The following is a 26,911-nucleotide window of genomic DNA, read 5'->3' on the forward strand; positions in this document are numbered from 1 at the left end:
AAGATTCAGGGGGAAATGTGGGGTTGCAGGAATGAAAAATACGAATAAATGGATAAGTCTTACGGTTGTGATCCTGCTACTCGTAGGGTGTGAAAAGCTAAATGAGGATGTTTCAAGTCTGAAACGAACAAAAGAAGAAACGGTCATCAAGGTAAAAACGGTAAGTGCGTATACGGTGGAGAATGGCAAGGATGAGCGACTGATGGAAGTCGCAGGTGTAGTGGCACCGCGTCAGGAGCTGGCTTTATCGTTTGGCGCCTCAGGCAAAATTTCAGGCATTCTTGTTGAAAAAGGAGCCACTGTCAAGGCGGGGCAGACGTTGGCGACATTAGATGGAACGGCCCTGCAGCAAGGAATTCACGCAGCCCAAGGACAGGTAGCAAGTGCTGCAATCAAGCGGGAAAAGGCCGCCAAGGGACCGGAGAGTCATGAGGTGCAGACCAAGAAGCTACAGGTAGAAAAAGCGAGAGAACAGATGCAAAAAGCTCGCGACGAGCTCTCCAAAGCGGAGGTTCTGTATGCGAATGGAGCCATCTCGAAAGATGAAAAAGACAAGCTGGCCTCGGCACTGCGACAGGCCGAGCTGAGTCTGGAAGAAGAGCAAGTTGCGTACAACAACCTGCTGACGGGCGCCGATCCACTGGATATCGAAGAAGCGAATGCAAGCGTCCAGCAGGCCAATGTCCAATTGAGCCGCGCGAAGCAGGAAGCGGCTGATGCGGTGATCAAAGCTCCGTTTACAGGTGTGGTAGCTGCGATCTCCAAGACAGCGTCGGAGCAAGCAGGACCTGGGACAGAGGTCATTCGGATGGTCGATACGAGCTCTTGGCTTGTCAAGCTACAGGTAGAAAGGGAGCAAATCGCCCATTGGCAGGCAGGTAAAGTGGTAAAGGTGAAAGCTCCGGACGGCAATGAAGCAGAAGGAAAAGTGACGTTTGTCTCACCTGTTATGGATACCAGCTTAGGGTCTTATCCAGTCGAGGTGACCGTAGACGGCAAGAATGTAGCGTGGAAAGGTGGCATGACTGTCACTTGTCAGTATCAGCTGCCAGCGTCAAATGTTGCGCTCGTTCCTGTTAGCAGCATCGGTGTCTCTGATGAAGAATATTACGTCATGAAAATCAATGAACACTCAGTGGAAAAGACGTTTGTCAAAGTGGGGGCCTTGCAAGGAACCTTCTATGAGGTAGTGGAAGGTCTTGTGCCTGGTGACCAGATTGTTGCGGCAGGCTTGTCGTATGTAGTGGATGGTGAGGCGGTGAAGGTGGCCGATGAATAACAAGACACTTTTATCGATTGTCCCGTCCTTTACCCGCATTCTGGTGGTCATTTGCTGTCTACTTGCGGTAGGAGCCTGGTTCGGTCTGGATATCAAGACTTTTCCGGATCGGTCTGTGCCTGAATATACAATTAGTCTCTCAGCACCCAAACTCTCCTCTGCGGAAGTAGACGAATCAGTCGCGAGAAAAGTAGAGGAAGCGGTACGTTCATTGGGCAGTGTGCTTACGATTGCTTCCGAATCTCGGACGGGGTCGGCGGTTATTACTGTAAAAACATCGGAACAAATCGGTTCGGATTACAAGGAACGATTGGAAAAGAAGCTGGGAGAAATCACGAAGCAGCTGCCAGTACAGGAATGGAGCGTCAGTCAAAGCAATCTGGCAGACAGCAAAATTGGCTTTTATGTACTGTACGGCACGGACTTGCAGACCTTGTCTGACGTTGCCCAAAATACCGTCTACGACAAATTGATCAATCTGCCAGGGATCGCTCGCATCGAAATGGACAAGCAAGCCTTGAAAGAGCAGGTAGATATCATTTTCCGACCGTCCATGCTACTCGCCTACGGGCTCACACCTGCTGATGTTTTGTCGCAACTGCCCACAGATGTGGTTGGGGAAGAGGTAGGCTCTGTTGGAGCTGATAAGGATCGAACCATTATTCAATGGACGAGTAAATCGGAAGGGCTGCAAGATCTGGGTAAGCACTTGATCCCCACCGATAAAGGATACGTACCACTACATACGTTGGCTGACATTCGTGATCGACGTGGGAGCAAAGGCGAACAAATCGGGATGTATCGAGGCTCGCCTGCATTAGGAATCACGGTGTATGCAGCAGATGTCGGGCAATTGCCTGTAATCAGCAAGCAAGTAAAGGAAGCGGTTGCCGAGTTGAACCAGGCTTCAGGCGGCAAGTACCGCCTCGATTTGTTTCGTGACGACGCGCAGACAATCACCGCTGCATTGAGGCAGCTTGGGGCATTAGCTGTACTAACTGCTGTCATCTGTTCGCTCTTTTTGTACCTGACCCGAAAACAATGGGCAGGGGCTGTACTTGCGCTTTTTGCAAACGTACTTGCGGTCGGCAGTGTTCTTGGGGGCATGTGGCTTTGGGGAATCCCATTGACGCTCTCCACGCTTGGGCCACTCGTGTTGTTTTCGCTATTGTTCACAGGCGCAGGCTCTGCGTTGTTTCATCAGTTTTCTCGCCTGCCCTCGTACTCGTTTGTTCGTTGTTTGCAAATGGCGTGGGGGTTGATGAAGCCGTTTTTACTCACGGTTGTCGTAGTGGCAGCCTGTTGGACAGGTGTCGTATTCACTGATTTCCTCAAGGCAGAAGACAAGGTTGTCTTGTACGATGCTTGGCCCGTTCTTTTGCTGGGGACGTTTGCTCTTATTCTTGTCTATGGATTTATCACACCTGTACTGACAGGAACGTGGCTGGAAGCTTCCGAACGAGTAGAGAAGGAAACACCACGGGCCTCCAATAAGGTGACAAGTTTTTTTCAAGATCGCTGGGAACGACTGGTGGAACAAGGGTATTTGCCTTATGGAATCACACTGGTTGCCTCGCTTGTCTTCGTCTTTTTGCTCAAGTCGTTTATTCTTGTAGATCCGTACGCCAAGCTTGATTATGGGGAAAAGTCGCTTTCTTTGCCAATGGTGCAGGGAAGCAGCATCGATGAGGCCATGCGGGCAGCACAAATAGCCGAGGAGCGTTTGCTCGCCATTGACGAAGTCCGAGATGTCTACACGATTGCTTCCGAAGAAAATCTGAGTTTTCAACTTAAGCTCGTGGACAAATACGATTGGACGCAATCAGTTTCGGAGCTGGAAAAAGTACTGGACAAAGAGCTGCGAGATATTCCTCAGACAGATCCGTTTGCGCTGGTCATTAATAAAGATAAGGCAACACGTCTCGTCTTGACGATCATGGGGCCATCCTTGCAAACGACGCAGAACATTGCCAATGAAGTATTGGCATTCATGGAAAAACAGAGTGCGAAGGATAAAGAGGGGCGAGAACTTGTAACAGATGAACGAATCGGTCCAGGTGCAGAGGGGACCTTTATCGACATTCGTCCGAAACAAGAGATGCTGGCACGTTACCGGATTACGCAAGAGGAGATCAAGAGACAACTGGAGAGCTATTTGGGAGAAAAAACAGCTGGCAGTGTCTATTGGAATGAGCGTCAGGTACCGATTCACATCCGATTCCCTGACGGGTGGATGGACTATCCGGATCAAGTGAAAAATATATTGATTCGAACATCACAAGGTACGGTGCGGTTATCTGAGCTGGTAGATTGGTCGATCGGCAGCGAACCGCCCACTTATCAACGGGAAGACGGACTGTATGTCTTCAAGGTAAGCAGTGCCGTCTCAGACCAAAGTCGAATTGAGCTATGGTCTTACATCATTCCATATTCCATGCAAGAAAAGGTGACGATACCCGAAGGCTACACGGTATATAACAACGATGAGCTGAAGAAATTGGAGGAGAAAAAGCTCAACAAGGTTGATTGGAGCAGCCGATTCTTGACGATTGGCAGTCTGATTGCCCTCGTACTTATCATGAGCTTGCTTTTGCAACGCAGAACGCGTGATGGATTATTTGCCCTCGTTCTCTTGCCTGTCTTGTCTGGAGGCTTTGCGCTGGGATTGCTGTGGCTGGATCGACCGATGAACGTGATGAGCTTCTATGGTATGGTTGCTGTCATTGCCGTCATCATTTTGCAGGCACTTCTTGCGCTGGATGAGCTGTACAAGGCCCAAGCCGAACAGGAACGAGTTTGGGACGGTATCAAGCTGGGGGCCAAACGCACCATGCTTAATCAAGCGGGGATATATTTGGCGATCGCGTTAGCCAGCCTTCCACTAGCTGGGGGCTTGGGGAGTGGGAATGATTCGTTTGCGTCCTTTGCCAGCGTATTGTTGCTTGGCGTTCTAATGGGGGCTTTTGCCACAATGACACTTCTTCCTGGTATGCAACATGCAGCTGTTCAAAGACAGTCTGCCCATTCTGAGATGTCCTTGCCGATCCTTGCTCGTCATTTGCGGATTTGGTGGGAAAACAACCAAGTACGTCGCCGCGATTTCAAAGAAAGAAAACGGGAACAGGCTCGCTCACAAAAAACAGGGCAAGTCGAAGCCTCGAACCACGATTCCCGGGAGTATGTACCTGTACAAGAGGACTTCCTGCCACTTTCTTCTTCTACACATGACGCCAACCTCTAAAATAGGTTGGCGTTTTTCTTTTTCAATCGTTCACGTAGCTGTAACCGACTAACTAGGTATACGTCATGGTAAGATAGGAGAGAGAATCGAAAGCAGGGGGTAGCAAACACGTGCGTCGATATCGAAAAGTATGGGATTACTTGCTTTTGATTGGCATTCTACTCGGGTTGTTCATTTCTTCTTCACAGCCATACGCCAAGCAAGACATGCGAGGGACGATAGACAAGCTAGTAGATGAACAGAGCTTACAGGACCGTATAGGCGACATATCCATTCCTTACGGAGGCAAGGATGTGAGCTTGGAAGAAAAGGGAGCGGCTGGTTTTATAGAGTTCTTGATACGAAAAGGGACACACTTTACTGTTTTTGCCCTCTTGGCTTATAGCTGGTATCGCGTATTTTCGCATCATCTCTCGTTTGGGCAAGCACTGCCCTGGAGCGCTTTTTGCAGTGTGATGACGGCTGTTTTGGATGAATGGCACCAGACGTTTACACCGGATCGAACCGGAATGGTACAGGATGTTTTGCTCGATGCATCTGGATCTGTCACGATGTTGTTGATAATTGCTCTCAATTACCTGTATTCACGGAGAGCATATCGTTATAAAATGTAGGAAGCCTATCCATCCTAGTAGGAGAGAAGGCTGTGATGAATGATTGGAGAGTGGATTAGATCGTGGTAGAAAAAAAGAATGTCCTTGTACTGAACTGTGGAAGTTCTTCAGTGAAGTACAAGCTGTATGAAATGCCTTCCAAAACATTGATTGCACATGATTATTTGGAGCAAATCCAGCGTGACCAATATGAAGATGCTATTCGGGGAGTGTTTGAATCCCTCAAACAATATTCGATAGATATCGTTTCCCATCGTGTTGTTCACGGCGGCGAAGCATTTAAGCAGTCCGTTATTATCAATGACCAAGTAAAAGAAGAAATTCGTAATCTGTCCCGTTTCGCCCCGCTGCATAACCCCATTAACTTGACCGGGATTGAAGTTGCTCAAAGTCTGTTTCCTGATTTGATTCACGTTGCTGTTTTTGATACAGCGTTCCACCAAACAATGCCACCATCCTCGTATTTGTACGCACTGCCTTATGAATACTACGAGCAATACGGTATTCGCAAATACGGTTTCCATGGAACGTCTCACCGCTATGTAATGGGCCGTGCAGCAGAAATGATGGGTCGCTCGAAAGAACAGCTTCGTCTGATCAGCTGCCACATCGGAAGTGGGGTTAGTATCACAGCGATCAGAAATGGTGAATCGTATGATACATCGATGGGGATGACACCGTTGGCTGGTTTGTCCATGGGTACGCGCAGCGGAAACATTGACCCAGGTATCATCCCGTATATTGAGGAAATTGAAAAGACCGACACGGCTGGCGCTATTAAGATTCTGAATAACAATAGCGGTCTCATGGGCGTATCGGGTGTATCCAACGATTTGCGCGACGTTATGAAAAAAGCAGAAGAGGGACATCTCCGTAGCAAGTTGGCGCTGGAATTGTTTACCACTATTCTGCATAAGCATGTGGGACTGTACCTTGCTCGACTGAATGGCGTAGACGGTATTATCTTCACGGCAGGTGTTGGAGAGAATAGTGCTGCCGTGCGTGATTTGGTATGCTCTGGTCTCGAATTTGCCGGGGTAAACCTGGATCGTGAGGTAAACCGCACTAGCAAAGGTGAGGCATTCATCAGCACGAAATACTCTCCGGTAAAAGTCATGGTAATCCCGACAAATGAAGAACTTGTAATGGCGATGGATGCATTCGCACTGGGCCATAACTAGCTTGGAGTATGCGCCTAGAAAGAATAGGCTTTTCAGTATTGGAATTTCTCTGCTATACTAAGAGAATGAGGCTTCTGGTTTGAGGTTCTCACCATTTTTCTGAAAAAATAAAAGGAGTGCAAACTGGATGGCAGTACAAGTGGGAAGCATCATCGAAGGAAAAGTGACAGCGATTAAACCGTTTGGGATGTTCGTAGCAGTCAGCGAAACCGAGCAGGGGCTGGTCCACATTTCCCAAGTAGCAAACGGTTTTGTTAAGGATATCAATGATCACTTTACCGTGGGGGCACAAGTAAAGGTAAAAGTACTCTCCATTGATGATGCAGGTAAAATCTCGCTTTCGGTTCGCGCAGCACTCCCAGCGCCTGAGCGTCCGGAACGTGAAGAGCGCCGTGGTGGTGGATATCGTGGAGGCGACCGCGGAGGGAATGCAAAACGAGAAAGCGGAGCTTCTTTCGAAGATAAGATGAAAAAATGGATGAAGCACAGCGAAGAGAACCTTGCGACAATCAACAAAAAGAACGCAAAACGCGGCTACTAAGCCTTGCGATAACGTAAGAAGGACGGGATATAGCTCCCGTCCTTTTTTGCGTTTCCTATTCGAGAGGATTCTCCTCTTTTTCCCAGTATTCAATCCCGCCGAGCATCTCTTTTACTCGAAAGCCGAGAGCGGCCAGTTTCACGCAAGCCTTTGCAGCACCGTTGCAGTTGGGACCCCAGCAGTAGACGACCATGAGCTTGGTCGGGTCCAGAATAGCCGTCGTTTCAGCGGAAATAAGCGAATGGGGGAGATTCAGAGCCCCAGGAATATGACCGTCCCGATACGCTTTCTCGCTGCGAGCATCCAGGATGTAGAAGCCTTCTACTCGGTTTTGGATGTCATTCCATACATCAGCGACATCTGTTTCGAGAGAAAGCTTGTCGAGAAAATGAGTGCGAGCTACTTCAGAAGACGCGGCGGGTGTTTGCAAAACAAGGGACATATCAAAATCCTCCTCGTACCGTGTGATGGTTTATGTCCAAAGCATAGCATTGAAGCAATCATCACAGTTATCTATACTATTTAATGAGCATCATTACTAATTTCTATGGGAGGAAGCGGGATGGAGCTGGTCTATTTACATACTTTTCGCGAAGTAGCCCGGTATGGGAGCTTTACACGGGCAGCAGAAGAACTGGGCTATGCTCAACCGACGGTAACGGCACAAATGCAAAAGCTGGAGCAGTCGTATGGAGCCCCGCTATTTGAAAGATACGGACGCAAGCTGCGACTGACGCAAGCAGGAGAAGCCTTGCTGCCGTACGCTCGGGAATTGATTCGTCTGTATGGGGAATCTAAAGAAGTGATTAAGCAACAGACGACAGGTCCGATTGCCATTGGAACGATCGATACATTGGCGGCGTTCTTTCTGCCGCCGTATTTGCAGGCTTTTTGTCAGCAATATCCTCAGGTTGATTTAGTATTGCGGACGGCTGGGGAAGCAGAAATTGTACAACAGATCAAGGATGGCTATCTCGATATCGGGATCATTTTCGATCGCCCTTGTACAGACCCTGAGCTAGTCACCCATGTTATTCGCGAGGAAGAATTGGTGATCGTCATGCCACCCGCCCATCGATTTACGACAGCAACAGCACTCACTGTCCATGATTTGGGCGGAGAGCCACTTGTATTGACCGAAGAAGGATGTACGTATCGGGGCATGCTGCTGGAGGCCTTTGGAGAGGCTGGGATGAGTCAGCGAATCGCCTGTCAATTCAGCAATCCGGAAGCCATCAAGCAGTGTGTACGCTGTGGCTTGGGTGTAGCTTTGCTGCCGCACATGGCGGTCAAGAGAGAGCTCGCAGAAGGGATGCTCACAGCCATACCGTTTCAGTCAGATAAGCCGCCTTTTTCCATTCAGCTTGTTTATCATAAAAAGAAATGGCTATCACCTTCGATGGTGACGCTTGTGGATACGATTACGAGATCACAGAGAGAGGAATCGTGAGCAGGATGCAGCTAGATACTTCACCATTTGTCGCATGTACACCCGAGGAGACAGTCCATCCGGGAGTGCGGCTCTATACCGTCAGCTACTACAGTCAAGACTTGCTGGTAAAAGCAGCATTGGCTGTACCAGAGGCCTATTTTCAGGAGGGAGCATGTCTGTCGGCTCTCCTGTATTGCCGAGGCGGGATAAAAGGAGTGGGACGCGTCAGACCCGAGCGAATCAGTCAAATGGCCGCCTTTGGCTACGTGGTCCTCGCTCCTCATTACCGTGGCAACGAAGGCGGAGAGGGCCGGGATGAATTCGGTGGGGCAGACAGGCATGATGTGTTTGCCGCATTTGAATTGCTCCGCAACCTGGAGAAGGTGGACAAGGGGCGAATCAGCGTCTACGGTTTTTCACGCGGTGGCGTCATGGCCTTGTTTGCTGCAATGGAGTGCAAAGGCGTGCTGTCTTGCGTCGTATGGAGTGGCGTCAGCGACATGTTTTTGACCTATGAGGAGCGGGTTGATCTGAGAAGGATGCTGCGCAGAATCATCGGTCACCCGCGCAAGCAGGAGGATGCCTACCGCGATCGGACGCCTTTGTATCGGATGGACGAGATTTCTTGCCCTGTGCTGATCATCCATGGAACGGAAGATGAGAATGTGGGAGTGGAGCATGCTCATAAATTGGCAGATGCGCTGATTCGGGCAGGCAAACCGTATGAAAAATGGCTGGCGCAAGGGGCCAGCCATCTGTTTGTCGGAGAAGCTATGGAGATGTATACGCGCAAGATGTTCGCTTGGCTGGATGCGCAATCCTAATCTTCTTTTGGTGTAAGCGGGAGCGTGATGATGATTTCCGTCCCTTTCCCCAGCTTACTGTTCACGTGCAGATCCCCACCGTGGTTTTCGACCATTCGTCGGGAAATCGGCAGCCCCAGTCCTGTTCCATCCTCTTTTAAGGAGAAGAACGGATCGAATATGCGGACCAGATACTCTTGGGAAATGCCTTCTCCCGTGTCTGTAACATGAATATGGACAGCTTGATCGTCCAGGCGGCTTTCGATGGAGAGAACGCCGCCGTCTTTCATGGCTTCAATGCTGTTTTTCATTAAATTTAACAGGATTTGCTTTAATTGCTCGACATCGACGTGAATACGAACGCTTTGATCACAGCGATCTACGATTTCTATTCCATGCAGCATGGCCTCGGCTTTCATCAAGGGAAGAATCGAATGAACGACACCGGCTAGCGCAACCTCGCGATAATCGGGCTTGGACGGTTTAGAGAGCATCAACAACTCCGTCACGATACGGTTGACCCGTTCAATTTCCTGCAAGATTAAGGGTAAGTAGTACAAATCGCGCTCTTGATTCGATAAACGCTGTTCCAATAGCTGAATAAAGCCGTAGATGACCGTTAGCGGATTGCGAATTTCATGAGCGGCTCCCGCTGCCAACTGACCGACCATGGCCAGCTTCTCGGATTGATTCAAGTACTCTTGAATTTGCTCCTGCTCCGTAATGTCCAAGAAGGCGACCATCCACCCGGTTTCCTGATCGTGGTGATGATTGTGCAAAGGGATGTAGGAGACCAGGGCAATGAATGGCGTGTCGTCTTTTTTGTACAAGGTCATTTTGCGATTGACGAACCAGGGAGTCGGCTCATTGCGTGTGGGTGCTTCAAAGGAATCCTTGGACACGGGATAGCCGTGATTGTCGAGCTTGACCAAATGCTGTGCCAACTGGTTTACATGAAGACCAACTGTCGCATGGGAATGGGTAATAATCCCAACAGGCAGAGAGTTTAAGATTTGCTCCCGGATGTTTTTTTCTTCGGTCAAAATTTGCCGTTGTCTTTCATCTTGTGCGAATAGATTGGCAATGCTGCTCGACATTTTATTGAACTCCTGCGCCAACTCAAGGAATTCATCTTGATGGGTATAGACGATTTGCTGACCGAATGTTCCTTTCGATACTTCACGTGCTTGCTGCATCAGGGACTGGATTGGGCGCAACAGCTCATTGCGGAAGTAAAACGTACAGAACAGCCCAAACAAGATAGAGGCTACGGAAACCGAATACGTCAGGATCAACGAGACTTTTATGCTCTCATTCGAATTCTGAAACTCTTTGTTCGTCTGATACTCTAGCTGATTGAGTGAGAAAGAGAGATCACGTTCCAATCGATCGAGCAAGGGCTTTACTTCGTTGTCTAGTACATAACTGACGGCTGGAACGTTCCCTGCTTGCAGCAACGGATTGATTTTGTTCAAAAAGATAAAGTCCAGTTGGGATATCGATTCAATAATGGTAAATAAGCCACTGTTCGCCTCGGTTTTGGGAAGCGAGGAAAAGCGAGCCGTATCGATCAGATTTGTATAGTATTGATCCAAATAAGACTCGTCGCGTGTCGATGTATACATGTTCAACGCATATGTCTTGGTGTATATCTGGTTTTTGACTTCCAGTAAGGCGCTCGTTTGCGGCAAGAGGTTTTGCGTCAAATACACTTCATCAGAGGTGACCTTGGTCATTTGATAGCTGAACAGGGTCGTCACGCAACCGATGAGAAGCATCATTACGAGATAGCTGAGCATGATTTTTTTCTGAAATCCGAGATTGCTGAAAAGGGGCATGCTGATTAACCTCCATACGAGCCACGGGAAGGAATGAGATTTTGCAATTCCCGTTCTAAATCTTCACGTACATTTGCTGGCACCATGTGACCGAATTGACTGAGATGGTTGACTCCTTCGGCAAGTCCGTACATGACTTTTCCATTCGGGAGATCCCCTTGAATAAACTGTTCCATGATGATGCGGTAGCATTGACGAACATCCTGCATCATGGAGACCAGCACGTAGTCTGGAGCGATGTAGCGCTGATCGGCAATGTATCCGATGGTGAATACGCCTGCGCGCTGCGCTTCTGTAATCACTTCGAGATTGAAGCTGTCGCCTGTGGTGTAGATGACATCCACACCTTGAGATATCATGTCGCGAGTTCTGCGAATGGCTCCCTCAATATCATTGAAATCAGGAACTTTTCCCACGACGATAGACGTGTTGGGCGATTCCTTTTTCACTCCCTCGATAAAGCCTTCTACTTGTAGGAGCTCTGTGGGCTTGTCTACCAAGATGTATCCAACTTTATCCGATTTCGACATCTTCGCCGCAAGTATGCCGACGAGCTTGCCAGCAGGCTTCATATCGTAACGAATCGTCGTCTGATTCGGATGCGGAGCCTCTCCGTTAAAGGAAACAAAGTGTGATTTCGGATACCGAAGCGCCACGTCTGTAAAAGGATCAGAGAAGATGAGGCCATGACCGAGTATGAGATCATAGTCGTTGGCTGCATATTTCTCAGCCACCTTCGTGATCTGCTCCGGTTTTATATTATTGGCGATTTCGAGTGAAAAGTTAAATCTTTTTTGCAGTTCTGTCATACTCTCCAGTGCACTGCTATTCCAGCCCTGATCATAAGTGGGGCCCTCCAGCAACAGGGCGACACGCACTTTGTCAGAAGAGTGGCTGCTTTTATTTATGACTTTATCGAGATGCTTCATGCTTGTAACGAATTGACTGGTAATGAGCAGAAGCAGCCCGACTACCAAACCGGTAAATAAGACGGGAAATGGCAGCAGCTTTGGCATGCGGGATTCCTCCATAGAAAAAAAGCATAAACCACATAAAAATATAAATACATGTCATGCCTATTATATCGGTTCTCTGAAGGTTGTGCATGGAAAAAAGGGATACGGACAGGCTAATCGTATGGAGAACATCCTGCCAAGCGGAAACAGAAGGGAGGCGTACACGCGATGGAAAACGATAGGGTGGAAATCCCCCAGATTCATATTCCTGATGAGGTAACACAGGTCGATCGACCGGAGATTGGTGAGACCACTCCACACCCGAAACCAGATAGCCCTCTGGCGTCGAGCGGGACAGTTGAACCCGTCAGCGACAATGTTTCGAAAGAGAGCAGCGAGCGAATCGGCTTTATTTCATAAAACCGATCGGAGTTGGCGCTATTCGACAAAAGAAGTCATTTTCTCTCGTGGACAAGGCTTGCGATTTCTGCAAAAGTAGGAAGTAGAATAGCAAGCGAGATGCGAGGGGATAAGACTGCATGGCCCGATTGCTGATAGTAGATGACGCAGCCTTCACGAGAAGGGTGCTGGCGGATATGCTAGGCGAACAACATGAAGTTTGTGGAGAAGCGACGAATGGCTTGGAGGCAATTGAAAAGTACAAGGAGCTCAAGCCAGATATTGTCACGATGGATATTACCATGCCGCACATGCACGGGATTGAAGCCATGCGTCACATCTTGGATTTTGACCGTGATGCCAAAATTTTGATCTGCTCGGCAATCGGGCACCGGCAGAAGGTGCTGGAAGCGATGAAAACAGGAGCGAGTGATTTCGTCGTGAAGCCTTTTCAAAAAGAGCAGATACTTGATGCAATCGCACGACTTTTGTAGACAGGAAAAAGCAAACAGCCGCCAAATCCCGGGTGGGAAGGCGGCTGTTTTTCTATAAGCCAAGATTTACAAGCTGATTTCTGTTCCAATGCCGTTTGCTTTCGCACGTTCATAAACCGTTTTGGCAACGGCTGTGTCCAAATAGGCAACACCCACGGATTTGTACAGCGTGATTTCTTCATCGTTTTCTCGGCCAGGCTTTTTCCCAATCAGAATGTCTCCCAGCTCAGCGTGCATTTGTTCAAAGCTCCATTCGCCGCGCTCAATCGGAATGAGCAGATCGCCTGCCTCGTGCCGGGCTCCCTCGAGTGTATCAACCACGACTTTGCTGCTTTGTACGGTAGTTGAGTCGACTTCCTGCATATGCGGAAGAAAAGCACCGATGGCATTGATATGCGTACCAGGACGCAAGCGTGATCCATCAAACAACGGGCTGGTAGCCTTGGTGCTGCAAATCACGATTTCGGCATTCGCCACCGCTTCATTGGCATCATCCATAACCGTGATTTCGCCTTGCCACTCCGGATAGAGGGAGAGAAGTGTTTGTTTCATTTCGTCCGCTTTCTCACGTGTGCGGTTATAGAGATAAATGTTTGTCAGCGGACGGACTTCCATGACGGCTTGAATTTGTCCGATGGATTGTGCCCCGCATCCCAATACAGCGCAGCTTTGCGCATTTTCTTTTGCCAAGTATTTGGTTGCAACGCCACTGCTTGCACCTGTGCGCATAATCGTCAACAGGCTCGCGTCCATCATCGCCACATGCTGTCCTGTTTTTGCTTCGGTCAACACGATTACACTTTGGAGTGCTTTGATATCGTGCTTGTGATTCTCCGGGAAAATGCTGATGATTTTTACCGCTACGTAATCGTCCGTTTCCAAATAGGACGGCATGTATAGACTGGTCGCTCCGTATTTCGGATGGTCAATAGCAGTACGAACAGGGGTGCTGACGTTTCCTAGCATATGCTCTCGGAAGACGTGTTCCACATCTTTCAAGCAATCTTTCATCGTATAGATTTGTTCAATGTTTTCACGGCTTAATAGTAGCATCTCATTCTTCCTTTCCATCAGGATTCATCCAAATCCAAATCCTTTGTTTCCTTCGTTGCAGAAACCGCAATGAGAGAAATAACCCCGGAAATTACGATGTACAAAGCGATTGGCACCCAGGAGTTAAAGGAGCTTAACAAGGCAGTAGCGATCAGCGGAGCAGTACCACCCGCCAAAGCAGCACCGAGCTGGTAGCCAACCGTTACCCCAGTATAGCGTACATTCGTGCTGAAAATCTCCGAGAACATCGTACCCAATACAGCTGTGACCGGAGCCCAGAGAATCCCGAGTCCGATGACTGTAGCGACGGTAAGCCAAAGGGCTGATTTCAATGACAGCATATAAAAGTAAGGGAATGCAAACAGCATCATCGCTACAGTCCCTGCGATATACAAAGGCTTTCTGCCGACTTTATCTGACAGCATGCCCATGTACGGAATCGCGATGGTTGTCACCAATGTGGCGATCGTCACGGCATTGAGTACCGTTATTCGGTCGTAGCCCAAGTAATTCGTCGCGTAGGCAATAATAAACGTCGAGAAAATATAGAACGGCGCCGTCTCTACTACTTTGGCTCCGACGGCAATCAGAACAGCTTTCCAGTGATAGCGGAATGTATCTACGATGGGAACTTTCGCAATGTTCCCCGTCTTTTTTGCTTCTTGAAAAGCTGGCGTTTCATCAATGCCATTGCGAATCCAGAGTCCTAAAAAGACTAGTGCTGCACTCAACAGAAACGGAACTCGCCAGCCCCAAGACATGAATTGATCATCGGGAAGCGCACTCATCAAAGAAATGGCCAACGTACCAAGCAGCATGCCGATGGTTACACCCATTTGCGGGATACTTCCAAAAAAGCCGCGTCTGCCTTTGCCGGAATACTCTACGGCGAGAAGCAATGCCCCTCCCCATTCACCGCCGATCCCCAAGCCTTGAATCAAGCGCATCAGAACGAGAAGAATCGGAGCCCAGATGCCAATGGCATTGTAATCAGGCAGCAAACCGATCAAGACGGTAGCGCCTCCCATCAGAGACAATGTCAAGACCAGTGTTTTTTTACGACCGATTTTGTCCCCGATATGACTGAAGATCACGCCACCCAATGGCCGGATGAAAAAGGGAAGACCAAATGACAGATAAGAGAGCAGTAAGCCTACACTTGGATCAGAAGAAGGAAAAAATAGCTTGTTGAATACGAGCGATGCCATGGTTCCATACAGAAAAAAGTCAAACCACTCAATGGAGCTGCCAATAAGGCTCGCGACCAAGGCTTTGTTTTGAACCTTTTTGGAAACGCCCGCTTGTGTTTGTAATGCCATCGGGTAATCCTCCTTTGTCGGTAAATATTGAAGTGTCACTTCAATTTATGAGTGAAGTAGCACTTCAATTTTCAGGAATGAAGCGATTACAAATCTGATAATAATAAAGATTATAAAATGCAATACAATTTGCAGCAATAGTAAAAATGGATACTTATGCTAACTTTACAACTTTTTTCGAGAAAGAGTATGATAGACCTATCCTTTTTACGGCGAGGTATGCAAATGGAACCTACCATTGGTGTATTAATCAAATCGCTTCGTGTCGGCAAAAAGAAGACACTCAAACAAATTGCAGAAAAAACGCAGCTGTCGATCAGCTTTTTGTCCCAAGTAGAGCGTGGGAAGTCTTCCATTACGCTGGAGTCATTGAAAAAAATTTCGGAAGCCTTGGGAGTGAGCCCAGGCTATTTCTTTTCGGGTGAGTCGAGTGGAGGGAATGGGCAGGTACGCAGGGCGAGCAAAGAGCGATCTGGGCTTTTGCATGCGCCTTTTGTGTATGAGGAACTGTCCGGTGATTTGGAAAATCCGTCACTGGTACCGATTCTTGTCACGCTCTCACCGCATGGAGAAAAAGGCACGCCTTTTGTACATAAGGGTCAAGAGTTTATTTACGTCCTCGAGGGTGTGCTGACTCTTTTGCTGGGGGAAGAGGAGCATGATTTGTTCCCTGGCGACAGTATTCACATGGATTCATCCGTACCGCACAACTGGGTGAACCGTACAGGTGAAGTCACCCGATTCCTTTGTGTCAATTCGCATGACAGCGACATGATTCCGACCGCTCCTTATTAATTAACCGAGAGCGTTTAGCGAAGTCATGTTTTCTACTATAATAGAGGAACGCGTACAAAAGAGCGGTAAAGAGGTGAAAGTGTGCCCGTAGAGCCTAACTATTTTCAACAGTATCAGCATGCTGATATCGACGAATTAGCTGATGTCATTGGAGAACTTTTGCAAAATCCGATAACGGTTGAAGATGCCGATCATAAATTGATTGCTTACAGCTCACACGGAGAAAGCACAGATGAAGCGCGCTGGTCTACCATCATGGGGCGACGGGTACCGGAAAAAGTGCTGACGCGCCTCTGGAAGGACGGCGTATTCCAGGAGCTGTTAACGCAAGACGACCCCGTACACATCCCGGCCAAGGACGAAATTGGCTTGGGTAAGCGTGTGGCGATTGCTATTCGCAGAGGGAGCGACGTGCTCGGTTACATTTGGGCACAAGAGGTGAATCGACCGATTACCCGGGAAGATGATGAAATTCTTCGTCAGGCAGCACGCGTAGCCGTCTCGCGTCTCATCCAGCGGCAGGGAAAACGCAAGGCGGAGGAGCAGCGACGCAAGGAATTTCTGTGGGAGCTGTTGCTGGGGAATCACAGCAGTGAGGCTGTCATTCGCCAAAAAGCAGACACCTTGCAGATGCAGCTTCCGACCTCTTATTTAATTTGTATTATTGAAGCGGCAGGAGCGCGTCTGGACCAGTACTTGTATCCGTTATTAATGCGTGACAAACTGCTCTGGGTTGTCGACGGCTCGCAAATCATCTTATTGATCGGTCTGTCCGAAGCGAAAAAAGACAAGAGTGACGTGCTCATTCGCAAGGTGGAACAGTTCCTCGCAGACTCGCTCGGCAAGCTCGAAGCACATGTCACGGAAGGACGCCAGGTGATTGCCGGGTACGGGAGAGATTACAAGTCTTATACGGATATTGTGAAAAGCTACAGGGAAGCGCTGCATGCGCTCAAGATCAAGAAGCTGTTTCCGCAGGAAAATGAGGGGATTCACGGGTACCACGAGCTGGGGATTTATCGCTATCTACTACAACTGAAGCAGTGGGAAGAGGAGCAGGGCTATCAGAATGAACGGCTGGAAAAGCTCAGACAGTACGATCGCGACAACCAGACCACGCTCTTGACGACATTGGAGACTTTTTTGGATGCCGCTGGCAAAGTTAACAAGACAGCAGAGCGCCTGCATATCCACATTAATACGTTGAGCTACCGACTGAGACGAATTGAGGAGATCATACGTGTCGATCTCGACAATATGAATCAGCGGGCTGCCTTATATTTAGAGTTGAAAATAGCCAAATTAGATGGGGAACAGTAGTTTGTTTGTGAATTTTCACAAATGAAAAGACGCTAAAATTAAAGGAATCTCCAAGGAGTATGCCGGAAGATACGCTGTACAATAATAGTAACCGCAAAGAAAACGGCGTTTCCAAGGAGGACATACTTATCATGATCGTTGGAATTCCAAAAGAAATTAAAAATAATGAGAACCGCGTAGCCATTACTCCAGCAGGTGTAGCTGCTTTGGTACAAAACGGACATTCGGTTCGTGTAGAAACAAGTGCAGGGCAAGGCAGCGGTTTTACGAATGAAGATTACAAGGCAGTAGGCGCTGAGATCGTAGAAACAGCAGCAGAGGCATGGGCGTCTGACATGGTGATGAAAGTAAAAGAACCACTCCCTGCTGAATATGGATTTTTCCGCGAGGGTCTGATTCTGTTCACGTATTTGCATCTTGCACCAGAGCCTGAATTGACTCGTGAATTGATCGATAAAAAAGTGATTGCAATCGCTTACGAAACCATCCAGCTCGACAATGGCGCACTGCCACTGTTGATGCCGATGTCTGAAGTAGCTGGGCGCATGTCCGTTCAAATCGGTGCGCAATTCTTGGAAAAGCAATACGGTGGAAAAGGCGTTCTTCTCGGTGGCGTACCAGGCGTACCAAAAGGCGAGGTAGTCGTGATCGGCGGCGGGATCGTAGGGACAAACGCAGCGAAAATGGCGCTTGGACTGGGTGCAAATGTAACGATTATCGATGTAAACGCAGACCGTCTGCGCCAACTGGATGACCTGTTCCAAGGCCGTGTTCAGACGTTGATGTCCAATTCCTTCAACATCGCAAACGCTGTGAAAAAAGCAGATTTGCTGGTAGGCGCTGTACTCATTCCGGGTGCTCGTGCTCCACGTCTGGTAACAGAAGATATGGTAAAAGACATGTCACCTGGTTCTGTGATCGTAGACGTTGCGATTGACCAAGGTGGATCGATTGAAACCGTAGATCGCATCACGACTCATGACAAACCAACCTATGAGAAGCACGGTGTGATTCACTACGCGGTAGCCAACATGCCTGGTGCAGTCGCTCGTACATCTACATTGGCCCTGACCAACGTAACCGTTCCTTATGCGGTACAATTGGCGAACAAAGGCTACGCACAAGCAATTCGCGACAACAAAGCATTGGCAAAAGGCGTAAACGTCATCGACGGCAAAGTAGCTTACAAGGCTGTAGCTGATGCGCATAACCTGCCGTATGCTTCTATCGAAGAAGTTTTGCTGGTGAAAAACTAGCCTTACGGTAAATAGAAAGAAAAAACTGCTTGTCCGTTCTTACGGCAAGCAGTTTTTTTCATTCATTCGGCCCAAGCGGGTCAGGGTATTTGGCCGAACCCATCTTCATTTTTCCAGAATCACTTAAGTACATATTCACCTGGATTTGGGCCAGGGAATCAGGTGTGAGCTTATTGCGCTTGCGTATTTCGTATTTTCGCCAAGCTTGGTAATCTTTTTTAAACAAACGTTCCTCCAAGCTATACAGATCAATCCCTGCTTTGACTCCTTTTAGAAACGTCCCGCGAATTTGCTCGGCTACCTGTTCTTCGGAGTTTTTCCGTACGAAAGCAGGCGTAACCGCACTCATCATTTCACGAACGAACCCCTTTAGTCGGACATTGACCTGATAACGAGGATGCTCTCCAGTGGTAATCGGAGTAATGTCCAATTCAACATGCTCAATGCGCATTGTCGCTTTGGGAGTGTTGTTTTGTCGCACAATGAGGCCAGCAAATTTCGTGTCACTATTCATCCACCGAATCCCCATTAAATCACGATTGGGGAAGTAACCCTGCCAATTTCCACGATGAATAGCGTGGATGCCATCGATGGAGAGGCGAGAAATAAAACGATTATTTTCTTTCCAGGATCGCTCGTACAGCGTGATGTTTGGCAATAACACGGTGTTTGATGGCTCCCAAAAGCTCGAGATAAACCGAAAAAATTGGATCGGCTCGATAAACGAACGCTGCTCGTAAACATCCTTTGGCTGATGCAAGAGAGAGTCCAATGGAGAAAATCCGACCAAAGAATGAGAGCTTAACACTTTGTCAATCGGCTCCCGCGTTCCGAATACCCACTTGGTGTAACGAATCAGACCGTATCTGTTCATAATATCGTGGGAGGTGATGACGCCCTTTTTCAAGAGGCGCTCATGAAATACGAGGGAGGATACAAAGCCTAGAAACACAGGTACCTGTGCGTTTTTTTGCAGGTTATCAAAGGCAGACTGAAGTGTATTCCCTTTCCCAATCGAAATGGTCGCTGGTGGCGATTGAAGGGTGGTTGATGACTCCTGCTTCGCGACGGTAGACAGATCGGTGGATTGGGCGTACATAACATACTCATTGTTGACGTAATCAATGCCCATGGCAGATAAGTAGCGAAGGTCCTGAATCGATTTCTGGTCCCAGCAGCCGCTAAGAAGAGTCGTTGCCAACAGCAGCATAGCAGAAGCAATCCGCATGCCCTTCATTTGTTATCGCCACCTTTAGCAGCTCTCGTCCGAAAAAAACTGGTCATGGACTTGAACAAGACAATGAACAGTGTGGACAAGGAGTTGGATGAACCCATCAAAATATACGATCTGCCAAAGGAGGTCAAGGTGGACAAGTAGTATACGATGGCAATCATCCCGAGGATAAAGCCGTACATGCCGATGGTTGCGGAAAGGAAGAAAACAGCGAAACGAGCCACGGTTACCGCACCGCTTAATGACTGATTGACCAGTGTGAAGGAGGCAACGACTGTAAGGGAGCCGATAAACAACATCGAAGGCGAAGTCAGGCCTGCACGAATGGAAGCATCTCCTATAATCAGTGCACCGACCAGTGCCAGTGTTTGCCCGACGTTTTTGGGCAGACGGGCGCCTGCCTCACGCAGAAACTCAAAAATGAACAAGATGAGAAATAGCTCCATCGGCGCGGAAAAGGGCAACCCTTTTCTTCCCTGCGTAACGGTTGCAAGTAATTGAAAAGGATATTGCTCTACATTATAGGCGGATAGTGCAATCCAGAAGCCAGGCAGAAAGATTGCGATCCAAAATCCACCTAGGCGCAGCATGCGTTCCAGCCATACATAGGTAACAGGGTACTGATCGTCTTCAGGAGATTTGATTAGTTCGAGTAAGGTTACAGGTGCCACGAGTGCCAAGGGTGAGCCGTCTACCAACACGACGACCTTACCTTGCAGCAACATGTAAATGACATAGTCAGGGCGTCCAGTATAATCAACCAATGGAAACAGGGAGTGAGTGTTGTCGCTCAGTATCTTTTCCAGAATGGCGCTGTTCACAATTTTTTTTGAGGTACATTTGTGTATTCTCTCACGCATCATCTCTACCAGATCTTCAGATACCCCATCTGTGATATACATCATACCGATTCTTGTGCGCGAGCGCGTTCCGAGAATAAAAGGCTCATAGGCCAGAGTAATCGTTCGCATGCGCTTGCGAATGAGAGCAACGTTCGTGGAGAGATCCTCGACGAAGCCGTCCCGAGGACCTTTGATCGAAATCTCTGTGTTGGATTCTTCCGGAGTGCGCTCTGGACGATTGGAGATGTCCCAGGCAAACGGAGGAGAGTCACCAATAAAAATCAGCAAATCTCCTGCAAACAGTCGCTCAACCCACAATTCTGGGTTCGTGAAGAGCGGGAAAAGAGGCAGAGAACGCAAATCACCAATAGCCAGGAATCGCTCCAATTGCGGCAATGCCGTATCTTGTAATTGACGAACGTCTGCAAGTCCTTCGCAATAAAGCATCAATACAGGCTGGTCCTCGGATGTGACCGTGCGCATAAAAACGACGTCCGCACAATGCGCGAATTTTTCCCGCAGTTCCTCTTCAAGGGTCATGGCCTATTCCCTCCTGTTTGGATGGCTTGCGTAAAGTAACCAGCATGAGTGCGAGAGTAATCACAACGATAATGGCTAAGTAAAGCGGATAGTATACGTGCGTCAGAAAGGATACGAACTGCATGTCACTGTAGGGGAGGCTGGTAAAGGCGATCATGCTTCCACCTAGAAATATCATCATGAAGTTGCGCTGTTTTCGGTTACGGATCGTGAGTAAATCTCCCAAGAGCAACAAGCAAATGGTGATGCGTATAAAAGCCCCAGCGAGCCATTGAAAAATGGAGAAAAACTCCATGTTCTCGATGTCTTTTCCAATTGTGAGCAGCCGCCATTGCTCAAATGCCGGAAAGCGTTGGCGTGCAGACTCCACAGGTCCAAATTCCGCAATAGCTCCTGTCAACGGACTGAGTGTCAGCACAAGCGTGATGCCAAGCATGACCAAAAAGTGTACGAGGCGCAATGGCTTACGTACGTGAGGTTGGAGCAATAGTAGCAGGAACATCTCTGAAATGCCGCCACCTACATAGAGCATCCCGTGAAAAAGAGGACGATACCCATGCTGGAAAAGTGGCATCAAAAGACTATAATCCTTTTTAGGAATATTGCCAAAAGCGACGAAAAATCCGAGCATAACCACGACGGGCAGCAAGATTCCTGCTGTGATTCCTACAGAGGTTATTCCACCAATTGCAGCGAGTATACATAGTCCCATTAAGGCTAAGGCGGTCACCCACTCTGGTGTTCGAGGCAAGTAGTTGACGGTCGTCCATGTCTGGGTATCGATCAGATTGGTTAGGGCCATCATGTACAGGCAGACCATGATGGGGATGAGTAACAGATGGCTGACGATTTTTCCCGAGCGTTGGGCGAGCCATTCATGCAAAGAACGTTGCTTCATATTTCGATTAACCACAAACAGCAAGTACGCCCAGAAGGAAAAAGGGATACCAGCAAGCAACACGCTCAACCAAGCATCTCTTCCGGCTTTACTCAATAAGAGGGGGATGACGGTTACGTGGTTCGTAATGCCGATCGTCAGCATCATCACCATAATGGCTTGACCAATCCCGATTTTTCCGTCCACTTTCATGAAAGACTTATCCCCCTGTGCGTGGTGGTGCTGTTAGGATTTGCCTGCTTGCTTGGAAATATGTATCAGGTATAAAGGTTACATCCGCCCGAAAAAGTATGGTATTCTACTATGAGGTAAAAAGGTAGAAACGGAGTAAGGAGTGCAGCCGATGTATCAGCTCATAAGAAAATACCTGTTCCAGCATGATGCGGAAGAGATTCATGAAAAGACAATTGGTGCCTTAAGGCTGGTGGAGGATTCTGCTCCAGGCAAAAGCATCCTGAAGATGATCTATCAGGTAAAAGACCAGCGGTTGGAGAATAAGCTGTGGGGAATGACGTTTCCGAATCCAGTCGGACTTGCAGCCGGTTTTGATAAAAATGCGGAAGTCTATCATGCGTTGGGTGCTCTTGGTTTTGGGTTTGTGGAAATCGGGACGTTGACACCGCAGGGGCAGCCAGGCAATCCGAAGCCGCGTTTGTTCCGATTGCCGGAACATCAAGCTGTCATTAACCGGATGGGCTTCAACAATCACGGTGCGTATTTGGCTTCCCAGCATTTGGTCGATTACGCATACTCAGATGTTCCGATTGGGATTAACATTGGGAAAAACAAAGTAACGCCGAATGAAGAGGCGGCCATCGACTATAGCAAATGTATGGACATGCTCTATGCATACGGTCACTATTTCGTCATTAACATCAGCTCTCCGAATACCCCGAATCTGCGTGACTTGCAGGAGACAGAGAGCTTGCGTCATTTGGTGCGTGCAGTAAGGGAAAAGGCAACCGAAATGGAAGCACGTTCCATCAAGAAAAAGCCGATTTTGCTGAAAGTAGCACCAGACATGTCGGATGAGCACATGCGCGATGTTGTTCACGCTGCTGTTGAAGAAGGCATTGCCGGAATTATCGCTACCAATACGACACTGTCACGCGAGGCGGTTGCCGGACATCGATTTGCCGAGGAAGCGGGCGGCTTGAGCGGAAGACCTCTTACGGAGCGTTCCACTGCTTGGGTGAAGGAGATTTATCAAGAAGTAGGAGACAAGGTACCCATCATCGGTGTCGGGGGCATTTATAACGGCGAAGACGCCTACGCGAAAATCCGAGCAGGAGCCAGTCTCGTTCAGGTGTATACGGGGATGATTTATCAAGGCCCGGGTATCGCCAAGCAAATTAACAAAAAGCTACTCAAGCTCATGCAGCGCGATGGTTTTAAACATATTAGTGAAGTAATTGGCGTAGACGCAAAAGAATAGATAGAACAAGTACGCATAGGTCGATGGCTCCGTTTGTAGTGGATCATCGGCTTATGCGTTTTCGCTTATATTCTTCCGATTTATGTAGTGATCCGTTATAATGATGTGGGACAAACATGAATTGTCTGTCAATTCCATATTGTCGGCGTTAGGTGCCTTTATGTGACGCATAAAGGGTAACAGGGAATCGGGTGAAAGTCCCGAGCGGTCCCGCCACTGTAACCAGGGAGCTCTCTTTGAGAAGGAAACCACTCATTTTCGTATGGGGAAGGACAAAGAGCGCATGGATCTGGAAGCCAGGAGACCTACCTAGTAGCCACACCCAGAAAACCTTCGCGGAAAGGAGCGGTGAATACGAGGCAATGAGGCTGTCTAGTCAGTCTGTTGTTTTGTGTGCACATCTCGTCCATTGATGGATGGGATTTTTTTGTTTGTAGGAAAAGAACGAAAGTCAGTGAAGGAGGAAGGAACATGAATCGATCTCGTCTCGTATCTACTTGTTTGATGATCGCGGGCTTTGTCCTGTATTTCCTGCTCAATGAACCAGAGACAGGACATGCGATGCACATCATGGAAGGGTATTTGCCATTATCCTGGGCCTTATTTTGGTGGGCTGTCTTCTTGCCATTTTTTATTCTTGGGATTCGCTCGATTAACAAGATTGTAAAAGAACATCCCGAAATGAAGCTCCTTATTGGTGTTGCAGGAGCGTTTGCATTTGTTTTATCTGCACTGAAAATCCCTTCAGTTACAGGCAGCAGCTCTCACCCGACTGGAACGGGCCTTGGCGCCATTATGTTTGGGCCTTTTGCGATGTCTGTGTTAGGGAGCATGGTGCTCTTGTTTCAAGCCTTGCTTTTGGCACATGGAGGTTTGACTACGCTAGGGGCAAATGCTGTATCCATGGCAGTAGTAGGACCACTGGTGGCATACGGAATTTATCGGGTGATCATGAAAGTGCGCGGAAGCCAGCGTCTGGCTGTTTTTGCGGCGGCTGCCTTGGCTGACCTCGCTACCTATGTGGTGACTTCGATTCAACTGGCACTCGCATTTCCAGCTGAATCTGGTGGAGTGTTGGCCTCGTTTGCCAAATTCGCAGGAATTTTTGCATTCACGCAAGTTCCGCTCGCAATCAGTGAAGGTCTGTTGACCGTTCTTGTTTGGAACTGGTTGTTATCTTACAACGCAAAAGAGCTTACACAGCTTCGTTTGCTCAAACGGGAGGAATCGCTGTGAAAAAAGGATGGAACTGGCTATTACTCTTGGGGGTAATCGTACTGGCGATTGTCCCACTGTTGCTGGTGCAGGATTCGGAATTTGGCGGCGCAGACGGCGTGGCGGAGGAAGCGATCAAGGAAATTGCTCCGAACTACGAACCGTGGTTCCAGCCGCTGATAGAACCGCCAGGGGGAGAGACGGAGAGCCTATTGTTTGCGGTGCAGGCGGCGTTGGGAGCGGGAGTGGTTGGCTACGCCGTGGGCTTGTACAAAGGTCGGTTGGATAAGCGGAAAAAATGAACGGGCTGCAGCTTGATTCTCTCTCTTATCAAAACAGGCTGAAACGTCTGCCGCCAGCTCATAAGCTCTTGCTGGCGAGTGCATTGTTACTGCTCGTCTTGGTGGGACATGTATGGATGCAGATGGCCGTCGTTGTTTGGATGACGGTATGGGTAGTGGTGTATGCCCGTATACCTGTCCTTATCTATTGTGCCTTTATGATCGTGTCGCTCTCATTTTTCGCGGCGGGGCTCCCAGCCCTATTGGTAGAAGGGGCGAAAGCAGGCGAAGTACAGGTCCAGGTCGCGGCAGCATGGGAGTTGGGTTCGTATGTGCTCTATGTGCCGACGTCATCATTCAGTAAAGTTTGGATCTTATTTTGGCGTACCATGGCGAGCTTATCTTGCTTTGCCTTCATTTTGTTTACCGTGCCGTTTGCCGAAATCTTGCAGGTGTTTCGCCGACTTCGTATGCCTGTCCTTGTGACTGATTTATTAATGATCATGTATCGGTTTATTTTTGTGTTAGTAACAATTTCTCACCAGCTCTGGATTGCCCAACGTTCGCGTGGAGGTCATCGCGGCTTCCTGGCGACGCTTCGGGATGCAGGGGGTCTCGTTGCGCAATTGTTTGTCAGAGCGATGCGCAAATACGAAGCCTTGCATAAAGGAATGGCGGCTAGAGGCTTCGGGGAGAGCATGCAGGTGCTCGCGTTTCATACCCATGCTCGTTCGCGACGTTATGAATGGGAGTCAATCGCAGGCTGTATGCTGCTGGTGCTGCTTGAGTGGTGGACAGGAGGTTGGTGGTTATGACATCACGGTTGTTGGAGTTCATCGATTTGCAGTACACCTATCCAGGAGGGCGGGGACCCGTCCTGTCTGGGCTGTCCTTATGGATTCCAGAGGGGAAAAAATGCGTCCTTTTGGGACGAAACGGCTGTGGGAAGTCTACCTTGTTCTTGCATGGGAACGGGATCATCGAGCCACAGCAGGGACAGGTGCTGTGGAAGGGGAAACCGCTAGTCTACAAACGAGCCGCACTGCAAGAAATGACGCAAAAGGTAGGCTTGGTCTTTCAAGATCCCGAGCATCAGCTGATCGCAAGTACGGTCGCAGAAGATGTATCCTACGGTTTATGCAATCAGAAGCTGCCTACGGAAGTCATCCGGGCAAAGGTAGAAAAAGTGCTGGATGCATTCGGGTTGAGAGAGCTGGCAGAAGCTCCGATTCATCATTTGAGCCTGGGACAAAAACGGCGTCTGGCACTCGCGGGGGTCATGGTCATGGAGCCAGAGCTTTTGCTGTTGGACGAGCCTACTGCGTATCTGGATCGCTATCAGACTAAAAATTTGCTGCGGGAGCTCGATGCGATTCACCGGCAAGGAACGACTGTTTTGATGGCGACACATGATATGGATATCGCGTTTGAATGGGCAGAGTGGATTTTCATCATGGATGAAGGTAGGCTTGTTTTCGCGGGAGATCCGCAGGAGGCATTGGAAAATAGAACTATGCTGGAGAGTCTTCATCTGGGTATGCCGTTGCTCGTTGATGTGTGGGAGGCACTGCCTGAGCAGTGGAAGCGTGAACTTGGCGGAAATATTCCACGCTCGGTCGACGAGCTGCGAAAAATGCTCAGTGTTCAGCGGGTGTGGTGAATGGAGTGGCGGCTTTCGGGCAAGCTAACCCCAAAAAGCCATGGAGGTACGCTGATATGGAACAAGACTCTGTCATGAGTACATCGGTCCCGAATCACCAGGAAAAAGGAATTTCACGTAAGGTGAAGGATGAACTGATGTATCAAGTATTGGAGAAAGAGATGACTACCGTCGAGCAGGAAAAGAAGATAAAAGATGATTATTTAAAGGGAAAGGCGTAAGTTCGCGCCAAGAAGCCCTTCTCGCCACATCAAGGCGTGAAGGGCTTTTTTCAGTGCGCCCAGC

The 26,911-nt window shown here is 48.6% G+C and carries 26 protein-coding genes and 1 riboswitch; of the genes, 18 read left to right on the forward strand and 8 right to left on the reverse strand.

The features are described from left to right. The first annotated feature begins 31 nt into the window (after nt 1–31). The 5 genes from C7R92_RS21985 (at nt 32) to C7R92_RS22005 (ending at nt 6,856) form a co-directional block, all read left to right on the forward strand. On the forward strand, nt 32–1,279 hold the full coding sequence (locus C7R92_RS21985) for an efflux RND transporter periplasmic adaptor subunit (RefSeq protein ID WP_106835647.1): 1,248 nt from the start codon (nt 32–34) through the stop codon (nt 1,277–1,279). Next, nucleotides 1,272–4,520, forward strand: a complete 3,249-nt coding sequence (locus C7R92_RS21990) for an efflux RND transporter permease subunit (protein ID WP_106835648.1) — start codon at nt 1,272–1,274, stop codon at nt 4,518–4,520. The genes C7R92_RS21985 and C7R92_RS21990 overlap by 8 nt, the downstream gene beginning before the upstream one ends. A 110-nt stretch (nt 4,521–4,630) precedes the next feature. Beyond that, complete coding sequence (locus C7R92_RS21995) at nt 4,631–5,134, forward strand: VanZ family protein (RefSeq protein WP_017251529.1); 504 nt, start codon at nt 4,631–4,633, stop codon at nt 5,132–5,134. Between the two features lie 62 nt (nt 5,135–5,196). Then, nucleotides 5,197–6,315 (forward strand): acetate/propionate family kinase, encoded by a 1,119-nt coding sequence (locus tag C7R92_RS22000; protein ID WP_069848947.1) that lies wholly within the window; start codon nt 5,197–5,199, stop codon nt 6,313–6,315. A gap of 127 nt (nt 6,316–6,442) precedes the next feature. Next, nucleotides 6,443–6,856: a S1 RNA-binding domain-containing protein gene (locus C7R92_RS22005; protein WP_007718541.1), complete on the forward strand. Its 414-nt coding sequence runs from the start codon at nt 6,443–6,445 to the stop codon at nt 6,854–6,856. A gap of 55 nt (nt 6,857–6,911) precedes the next feature. Here the strand turns inward: C7R92_RS22005 and C7R92_RS22010 are convergent, their stop codons facing one another. Continuing rightward, complete coding sequence (locus C7R92_RS22010; RefSeq protein ID WP_106835649.1) at nt 6,912–7,298, reverse strand: rhodanese-like domain-containing protein; 387 nt, start codon at nt 7,296–7,298, stop codon at nt 6,912–6,914. A 120-nt stretch (nt 7,299–7,418) separates the two neighbouring features. Here C7R92_RS22010 and C7R92_RS22015 point away from each other — a divergent pair, with 120 nt between their 5' ends. Continuing rightward, a complete protein-coding gene (locus tag C7R92_RS22015) occupies nt 7,419–8,306 on the forward strand; it encodes a LysR family transcriptional regulator (RefSeq protein ID WP_106835650.1) in 888 nt (295 codons plus the stop codon). Nucleotides 8,307–8,311: 5 nt separating this feature from the next. Then, nucleotides 8,312–9,112 (forward strand): alpha/beta hydrolase family protein, encoded by an 801-nt coding sequence (locus C7R92_RS22020; protein WP_106835651.1) that lies wholly within the window; start codon nt 8,312–8,314, stop codon nt 9,110–9,112. Here the strand turns inward: C7R92_RS22020 and C7R92_RS22025 are convergent. Then, on the reverse strand, nt 9,109–10,929 hold the full coding sequence (locus C7R92_RS22025) for a sensor histidine kinase (protein WP_106835652.1): 1,821 nt from the start codon (nt 10,927–10,929) through the stop codon (nt 9,109–9,111). The genes C7R92_RS22020 and C7R92_RS22025 overlap by 4 nt on opposite strands. A 5-nt stretch (nt 10,930–10,934) precedes the next feature. Further along, the gene (locus tag C7R92_RS22030; RefSeq protein WP_106835653.1) at nt 10,935–11,945 is read right to left on the reverse strand and encodes a BMP family ABC transporter substrate-binding protein; all 1,011 of its coding nucleotides are present in this window, start codon (nt 11,943–11,945) and stop codon (nt 10,935–10,937) included. Between the two features lie 168 nt (nt 11,946–12,113). Between C7R92_RS22030 and C7R92_RS22035 the strand changes: the two genes are divergently transcribed. Both C7R92_RS22035 and C7R92_RS22040 read left to right on the forward strand, forming a co-directional pair. Continuing rightward, entirely contained in the window at nt 12,114–12,305 is a 192-nt protein-coding gene (locus C7R92_RS22035) for a hypothetical protein (RefSeq protein ID WP_069848936.1), read from the forward strand. Between the two features lie 119 nt (nt 12,306–12,424). Continuing rightward, nucleotides 12,425–12,778, forward strand: coding sequence for a response regulator (locus C7R92_RS22040; protein WP_017251521.1), 354 nt, complete (start codon nt 12,425–12,427; stop codon nt 12,776–12,778). Between the two features lie 66 nt (nt 12,779–12,844). On the opposite strand, the gene C7R92_RS22045 is transcribed toward C7R92_RS22040, so the two are convergent. Further along, a complete protein-coding gene (locus C7R92_RS22045) occupies nt 12,845–13,831 on the reverse strand; it encodes an ornithine cyclodeaminase family protein (RefSeq protein ID WP_017251520.1) in 987 nt (328 codons plus the stop codon). 17 nt (nt 13,832–13,848) lie between these two features. Next, complete coding sequence (locus C7R92_RS22050; RefSeq protein WP_069848930.1) at nt 13,849–15,150, reverse strand: MFS transporter; 1,302 nt, start codon at nt 15,148–15,150, stop codon at nt 13,849–13,851. A gap of 225 nt (nt 15,151–15,375) precedes the next feature. Here C7R92_RS22050 and C7R92_RS22055 point away from each other — a divergent pair, with 225 nt between their 5' ends. The 3 genes from C7R92_RS22055 (at nt 15,376) to ald (ending at nt 18,521) form a co-directional block, all read left to right on the forward strand. Beyond that, complete coding sequence (locus C7R92_RS22055) at nt 15,376–15,945, forward strand: helix-turn-helix domain-containing protein (RefSeq protein ID WP_106835654.1); 570 nt, start codon at nt 15,376–15,378, stop codon at nt 15,943–15,945. Between the two features lie 81 nt (nt 15,946–16,026). Further along, nucleotides 16,027–17,265: a PucR family transcriptional regulator gene (locus C7R92_RS22060; protein WP_106835655.1), complete on the forward strand. Its 1,239-nt coding sequence runs from the start codon at nt 16,027–16,029 to the stop codon at nt 17,263–17,265. 131 nt (nt 17,266–17,396) lie between these two features. Continuing rightward, nucleotides 17,397–18,521 carry an alanine dehydrogenase gene (ald, locus tag C7R92_RS22065; RefSeq protein WP_069849144.1) on the forward strand — a complete coding sequence of 375 codons (1,125 nt, stop codon included), beginning with the start codon at nt 17,397–17,399 and terminating at the stop codon, nt 18,519–18,521. A gap of 58 nt (nt 18,522–18,579) precedes the next feature. Here the strand turns inward: ald and C7R92_RS22070 are convergent, their stop codons facing one another. From C7R92_RS22070 to C7R92_RS22080, 3 genes are read right to left on the reverse strand one after another with little or no spacing between them, the layout of a single operon-like run. After that, nucleotides 18,580–19,758 (reverse strand): Ger(x)C family spore germination protein, encoded by a 1,179-nt coding sequence (locus tag C7R92_RS22070; RefSeq protein ID WP_106835656.1) that lies wholly within the window; start codon nt 19,756–19,758, stop codon nt 18,580–18,582. Beyond that, nucleotides 19,755–21,137 (reverse strand): spore germination protein, encoded by a 1,383-nt coding sequence (locus C7R92_RS22075; protein WP_106835657.1) that lies wholly within the window; start codon nt 21,135–21,137, stop codon nt 19,755–19,757. Before C7R92_RS22075 ends, C7R92_RS22070 begins: the two co-directional genes overlap by 4 nt. Continuing rightward, a complete protein-coding gene (locus C7R92_RS22080) occupies nt 21,127–22,227 on the reverse strand; it encodes a GerAB/ArcD/ProY family transporter (RefSeq protein WP_106835658.1) in 1,101 nt (366 codons plus the stop codon). Before C7R92_RS22080 ends, C7R92_RS22075 begins: the two co-directional genes overlap by 11 nt. Before the next feature lie 151 nt (nt 22,228–22,378). Here C7R92_RS22080 and C7R92_RS22085 point away from each other — a divergent pair, with 151 nt between their 5' ends. The 6 genes from C7R92_RS22085 to C7R92_RS32400 all read left to right on the forward strand — a co-directional run bounded on the left by C7R92_RS22085 (nt 22,379) and on the right by C7R92_RS32400 (nt 26,847). Next, a complete protein-coding gene (locus tag C7R92_RS22085) occupies nt 22,379–23,470 on the forward strand; it encodes a quinone-dependent dihydroorotate dehydrogenase (protein WP_106835659.1) in 1,092 nt (363 codons plus the stop codon). A gap of 133 nt (nt 23,471–23,603) precedes the next feature. Further along, nucleotides 23,604–23,797, forward strand: a riboswitch (cobalamin riboswitch). 144 nt (nt 23,798–23,941) lie between these two features. Continuing rightward, complete coding sequence (locus C7R92_RS22090; protein ID WP_017251510.1) at nt 23,942–24,706, forward strand: energy-coupling factor ABC transporter permease; 765 nt, start codon at nt 23,942–23,944, stop codon at nt 24,704–24,706. Then, nucleotides 24,703–24,987: an energy-coupling factor ABC transporter substrate-binding protein gene (locus C7R92_RS22095; protein ID WP_007718520.1), complete on the forward strand. Its 285-nt coding sequence runs from the start codon at nt 24,703–24,705 to the stop codon at nt 24,985–24,987. The genes C7R92_RS22090 and C7R92_RS22095 overlap by 4 nt, the downstream gene beginning before the upstream one ends. Continuing rightward, on the forward strand, nt 24,984–25,781 hold the full coding sequence (gene cbiQ, locus C7R92_RS22100) for a cobalt ECF transporter T component CbiQ (RefSeq protein WP_106835660.1): 798 nt from the start codon (nt 24,984–24,986) through the stop codon (nt 25,779–25,781). The genes C7R92_RS22095 and cbiQ overlap by 4 nt, the downstream gene beginning before the upstream one ends. Further along, on the forward strand, nt 25,778–26,626 hold the full coding sequence (locus C7R92_RS22105) for an energy-coupling factor ABC transporter ATP-binding protein (RefSeq protein ID WP_106835661.1): 849 nt from the start codon (nt 25,778–25,780) through the stop codon (nt 26,624–26,626). Before cbiQ ends, C7R92_RS22105 begins: the two co-directional genes overlap by 4 nt. Before the next feature lie 56 nt (nt 26,627–26,682). Continuing rightward, on the forward strand, nt 26,683–26,847 hold the full coding sequence (locus C7R92_RS32400) for a hypothetical protein (protein WP_167403227.1): 165 nt from the start codon (nt 26,683–26,685) through the stop codon (nt 26,845–26,847). The last annotated feature ends 64 nt before the right edge of the window (nt 26,848–26,911 follow it).

This window comes from Brevibacillus porteri (assembly GCF_003013475.1).
GTDB lineage: Bacteria > Bacillota > Bacilli > Brevibacillales > Brevibacillaceae > Brevibacillus > Brevibacillus porteri.

What these genes read in the sequence shown, in the direction of transcription:
- cbiQ (WP_106835660.1), top strand. Translation starts at nt 24,984, where the DNA reads ATGAACGGGCTGCAGCTTGATTCTCTCTCTTATCAAAACAGGCTGAAA.
- C7R92_RS22105 (WP_106835661.1), top strand. Translation starts at nt 25,778, where the DNA reads ATGACATCACGGTTGTTGGAGTTCATCGATTTGCAGTACACCTATCCA.
- C7R92_RS22055 (WP_106835654.1), top strand. Translation starts at nt 15,376, where the DNA reads ATGGAACCTACCATTGGTGTATTAATCAAATCGCTTCGTGTCGGCAAA.
- C7R92_RS22025 (WP_106835652.1), bottom strand. Translation starts at nt 10,929, where the DNA reads ATGCCCCTTTTCAGCAATCTCGGATTTCAGAAAAAAATCATGCTCAGC.
- C7R92_RS22050 (WP_069848930.1), bottom strand. Translation starts at nt 15,150, where the DNA reads ATGGCATTACAAACACAAGCGGGCGTTTCCAAAAAGGTTCAAAACAAA.
- C7R92_RS21985 (WP_106835647.1), top strand. Translation starts at nt 32, where the DNA reads ATGAAAAATACGAATAAATGGATAAGTCTTACGGTTGTGATCCTGCTA.
- C7R92_RS22020 (WP_106835651.1), top strand. Translation starts at nt 8,312, where the DNA reads ATGCAGCTAGATACTTCACCATTTGTCGCATGTACACCCGAGGAGACA.
- C7R92_RS22010 (WP_106835649.1), bottom strand. Translation starts at nt 7,298, where the DNA reads ATGTCCCTTGTTTTGCAAACACCCGCCGCGTCTTCTGAAGTAGCTCGC.
- C7R92_RS21990 (WP_106835648.1), top strand. Translation starts at nt 1,272, where the DNA reads ATGAATAACAAGACACTTTTATCGATTGTCCCGTCCTTTACCCGCATT.
- C7R92_RS22015 (WP_106835650.1), top strand. Translation starts at nt 7,419, where the DNA reads ATGGAGCTGGTCTATTTACATACTTTTCGCGAAGTAGCCCGGTATGGG.
- C7R92_RS22035 (WP_069848936.1), top strand. Translation starts at nt 12,114, where the DNA reads ATGGAAAACGATAGGGTGGAAATCCCCCAGATTCATATTCCTGATGAG.
- C7R92_RS22070 (WP_106835656.1), bottom strand. Translation starts at nt 19,758, where the DNA reads ATGAAGGGCATGCGGATTGCTTCTGCTATGCTGCTGTTGGCAACGACT.
- C7R92_RS32400 (WP_167403227.1), top strand. Translation starts at nt 26,683, where the DNA reads ATGGAACAAGACTCTGTCATGAGTACATCGGTCCCGAATCACCAGGAA.
- C7R92_RS22040 (WP_017251521.1), top strand. Translation starts at nt 12,425, where the DNA reads ATGGCCCGATTGCTGATAGTAGATGACGCAGCCTTCACGAGAAGGGTG.
- C7R92_RS22085 (WP_106835659.1), top strand. Translation starts at nt 22,379, where the DNA reads ATGTATCAGCTCATAAGAAAATACCTGTTCCAGCATGATGCGGAAGAG.
- C7R92_RS22090 (WP_017251510.1), top strand. Translation starts at nt 23,942, where the DNA reads ATGAATCGATCTCGTCTCGTATCTACTTGTTTGATGATCGCGGGCTTT.
- C7R92_RS22005 (WP_007718541.1), top strand. Translation starts at nt 6,443, where the DNA reads ATGGCAGTACAAGTGGGAAGCATCATCGAAGGAAAAGTGACAGCGATT.
- C7R92_RS22030 (WP_106835653.1), bottom strand. Translation starts at nt 11,945, where the DNA reads ATGCCAAAGCTGCTGCCATTTCCCGTCTTATTTACCGGTTTGGTAGTC.
- C7R92_RS22045 (WP_017251520.1), bottom strand. Translation starts at nt 13,831, where the DNA reads ATGCTACTATTAAGCCGTGAAAACATTGAACAAATCTATACGATGAAA.
- ald (WP_069849144.1), top strand. Translation starts at nt 17,397, where the DNA reads ATGATCGTTGGAATTCCAAAAGAAATTAAAAATAATGAGAACCGCGTA.
- C7R92_RS22080 (WP_106835658.1), bottom strand. Translation starts at nt 22,227, where the DNA reads ATGAAAGTGGACGGAAAAATCGGGATTGGTCAAGCCATTATGGTGATG.
- C7R92_RS22075 (WP_106835657.1), bottom strand. Translation starts at nt 21,137, where the DNA reads ATGACCCTTGAAGAGGAACTGCGGGAAAAATTCGCGCATTGTGCGGAC.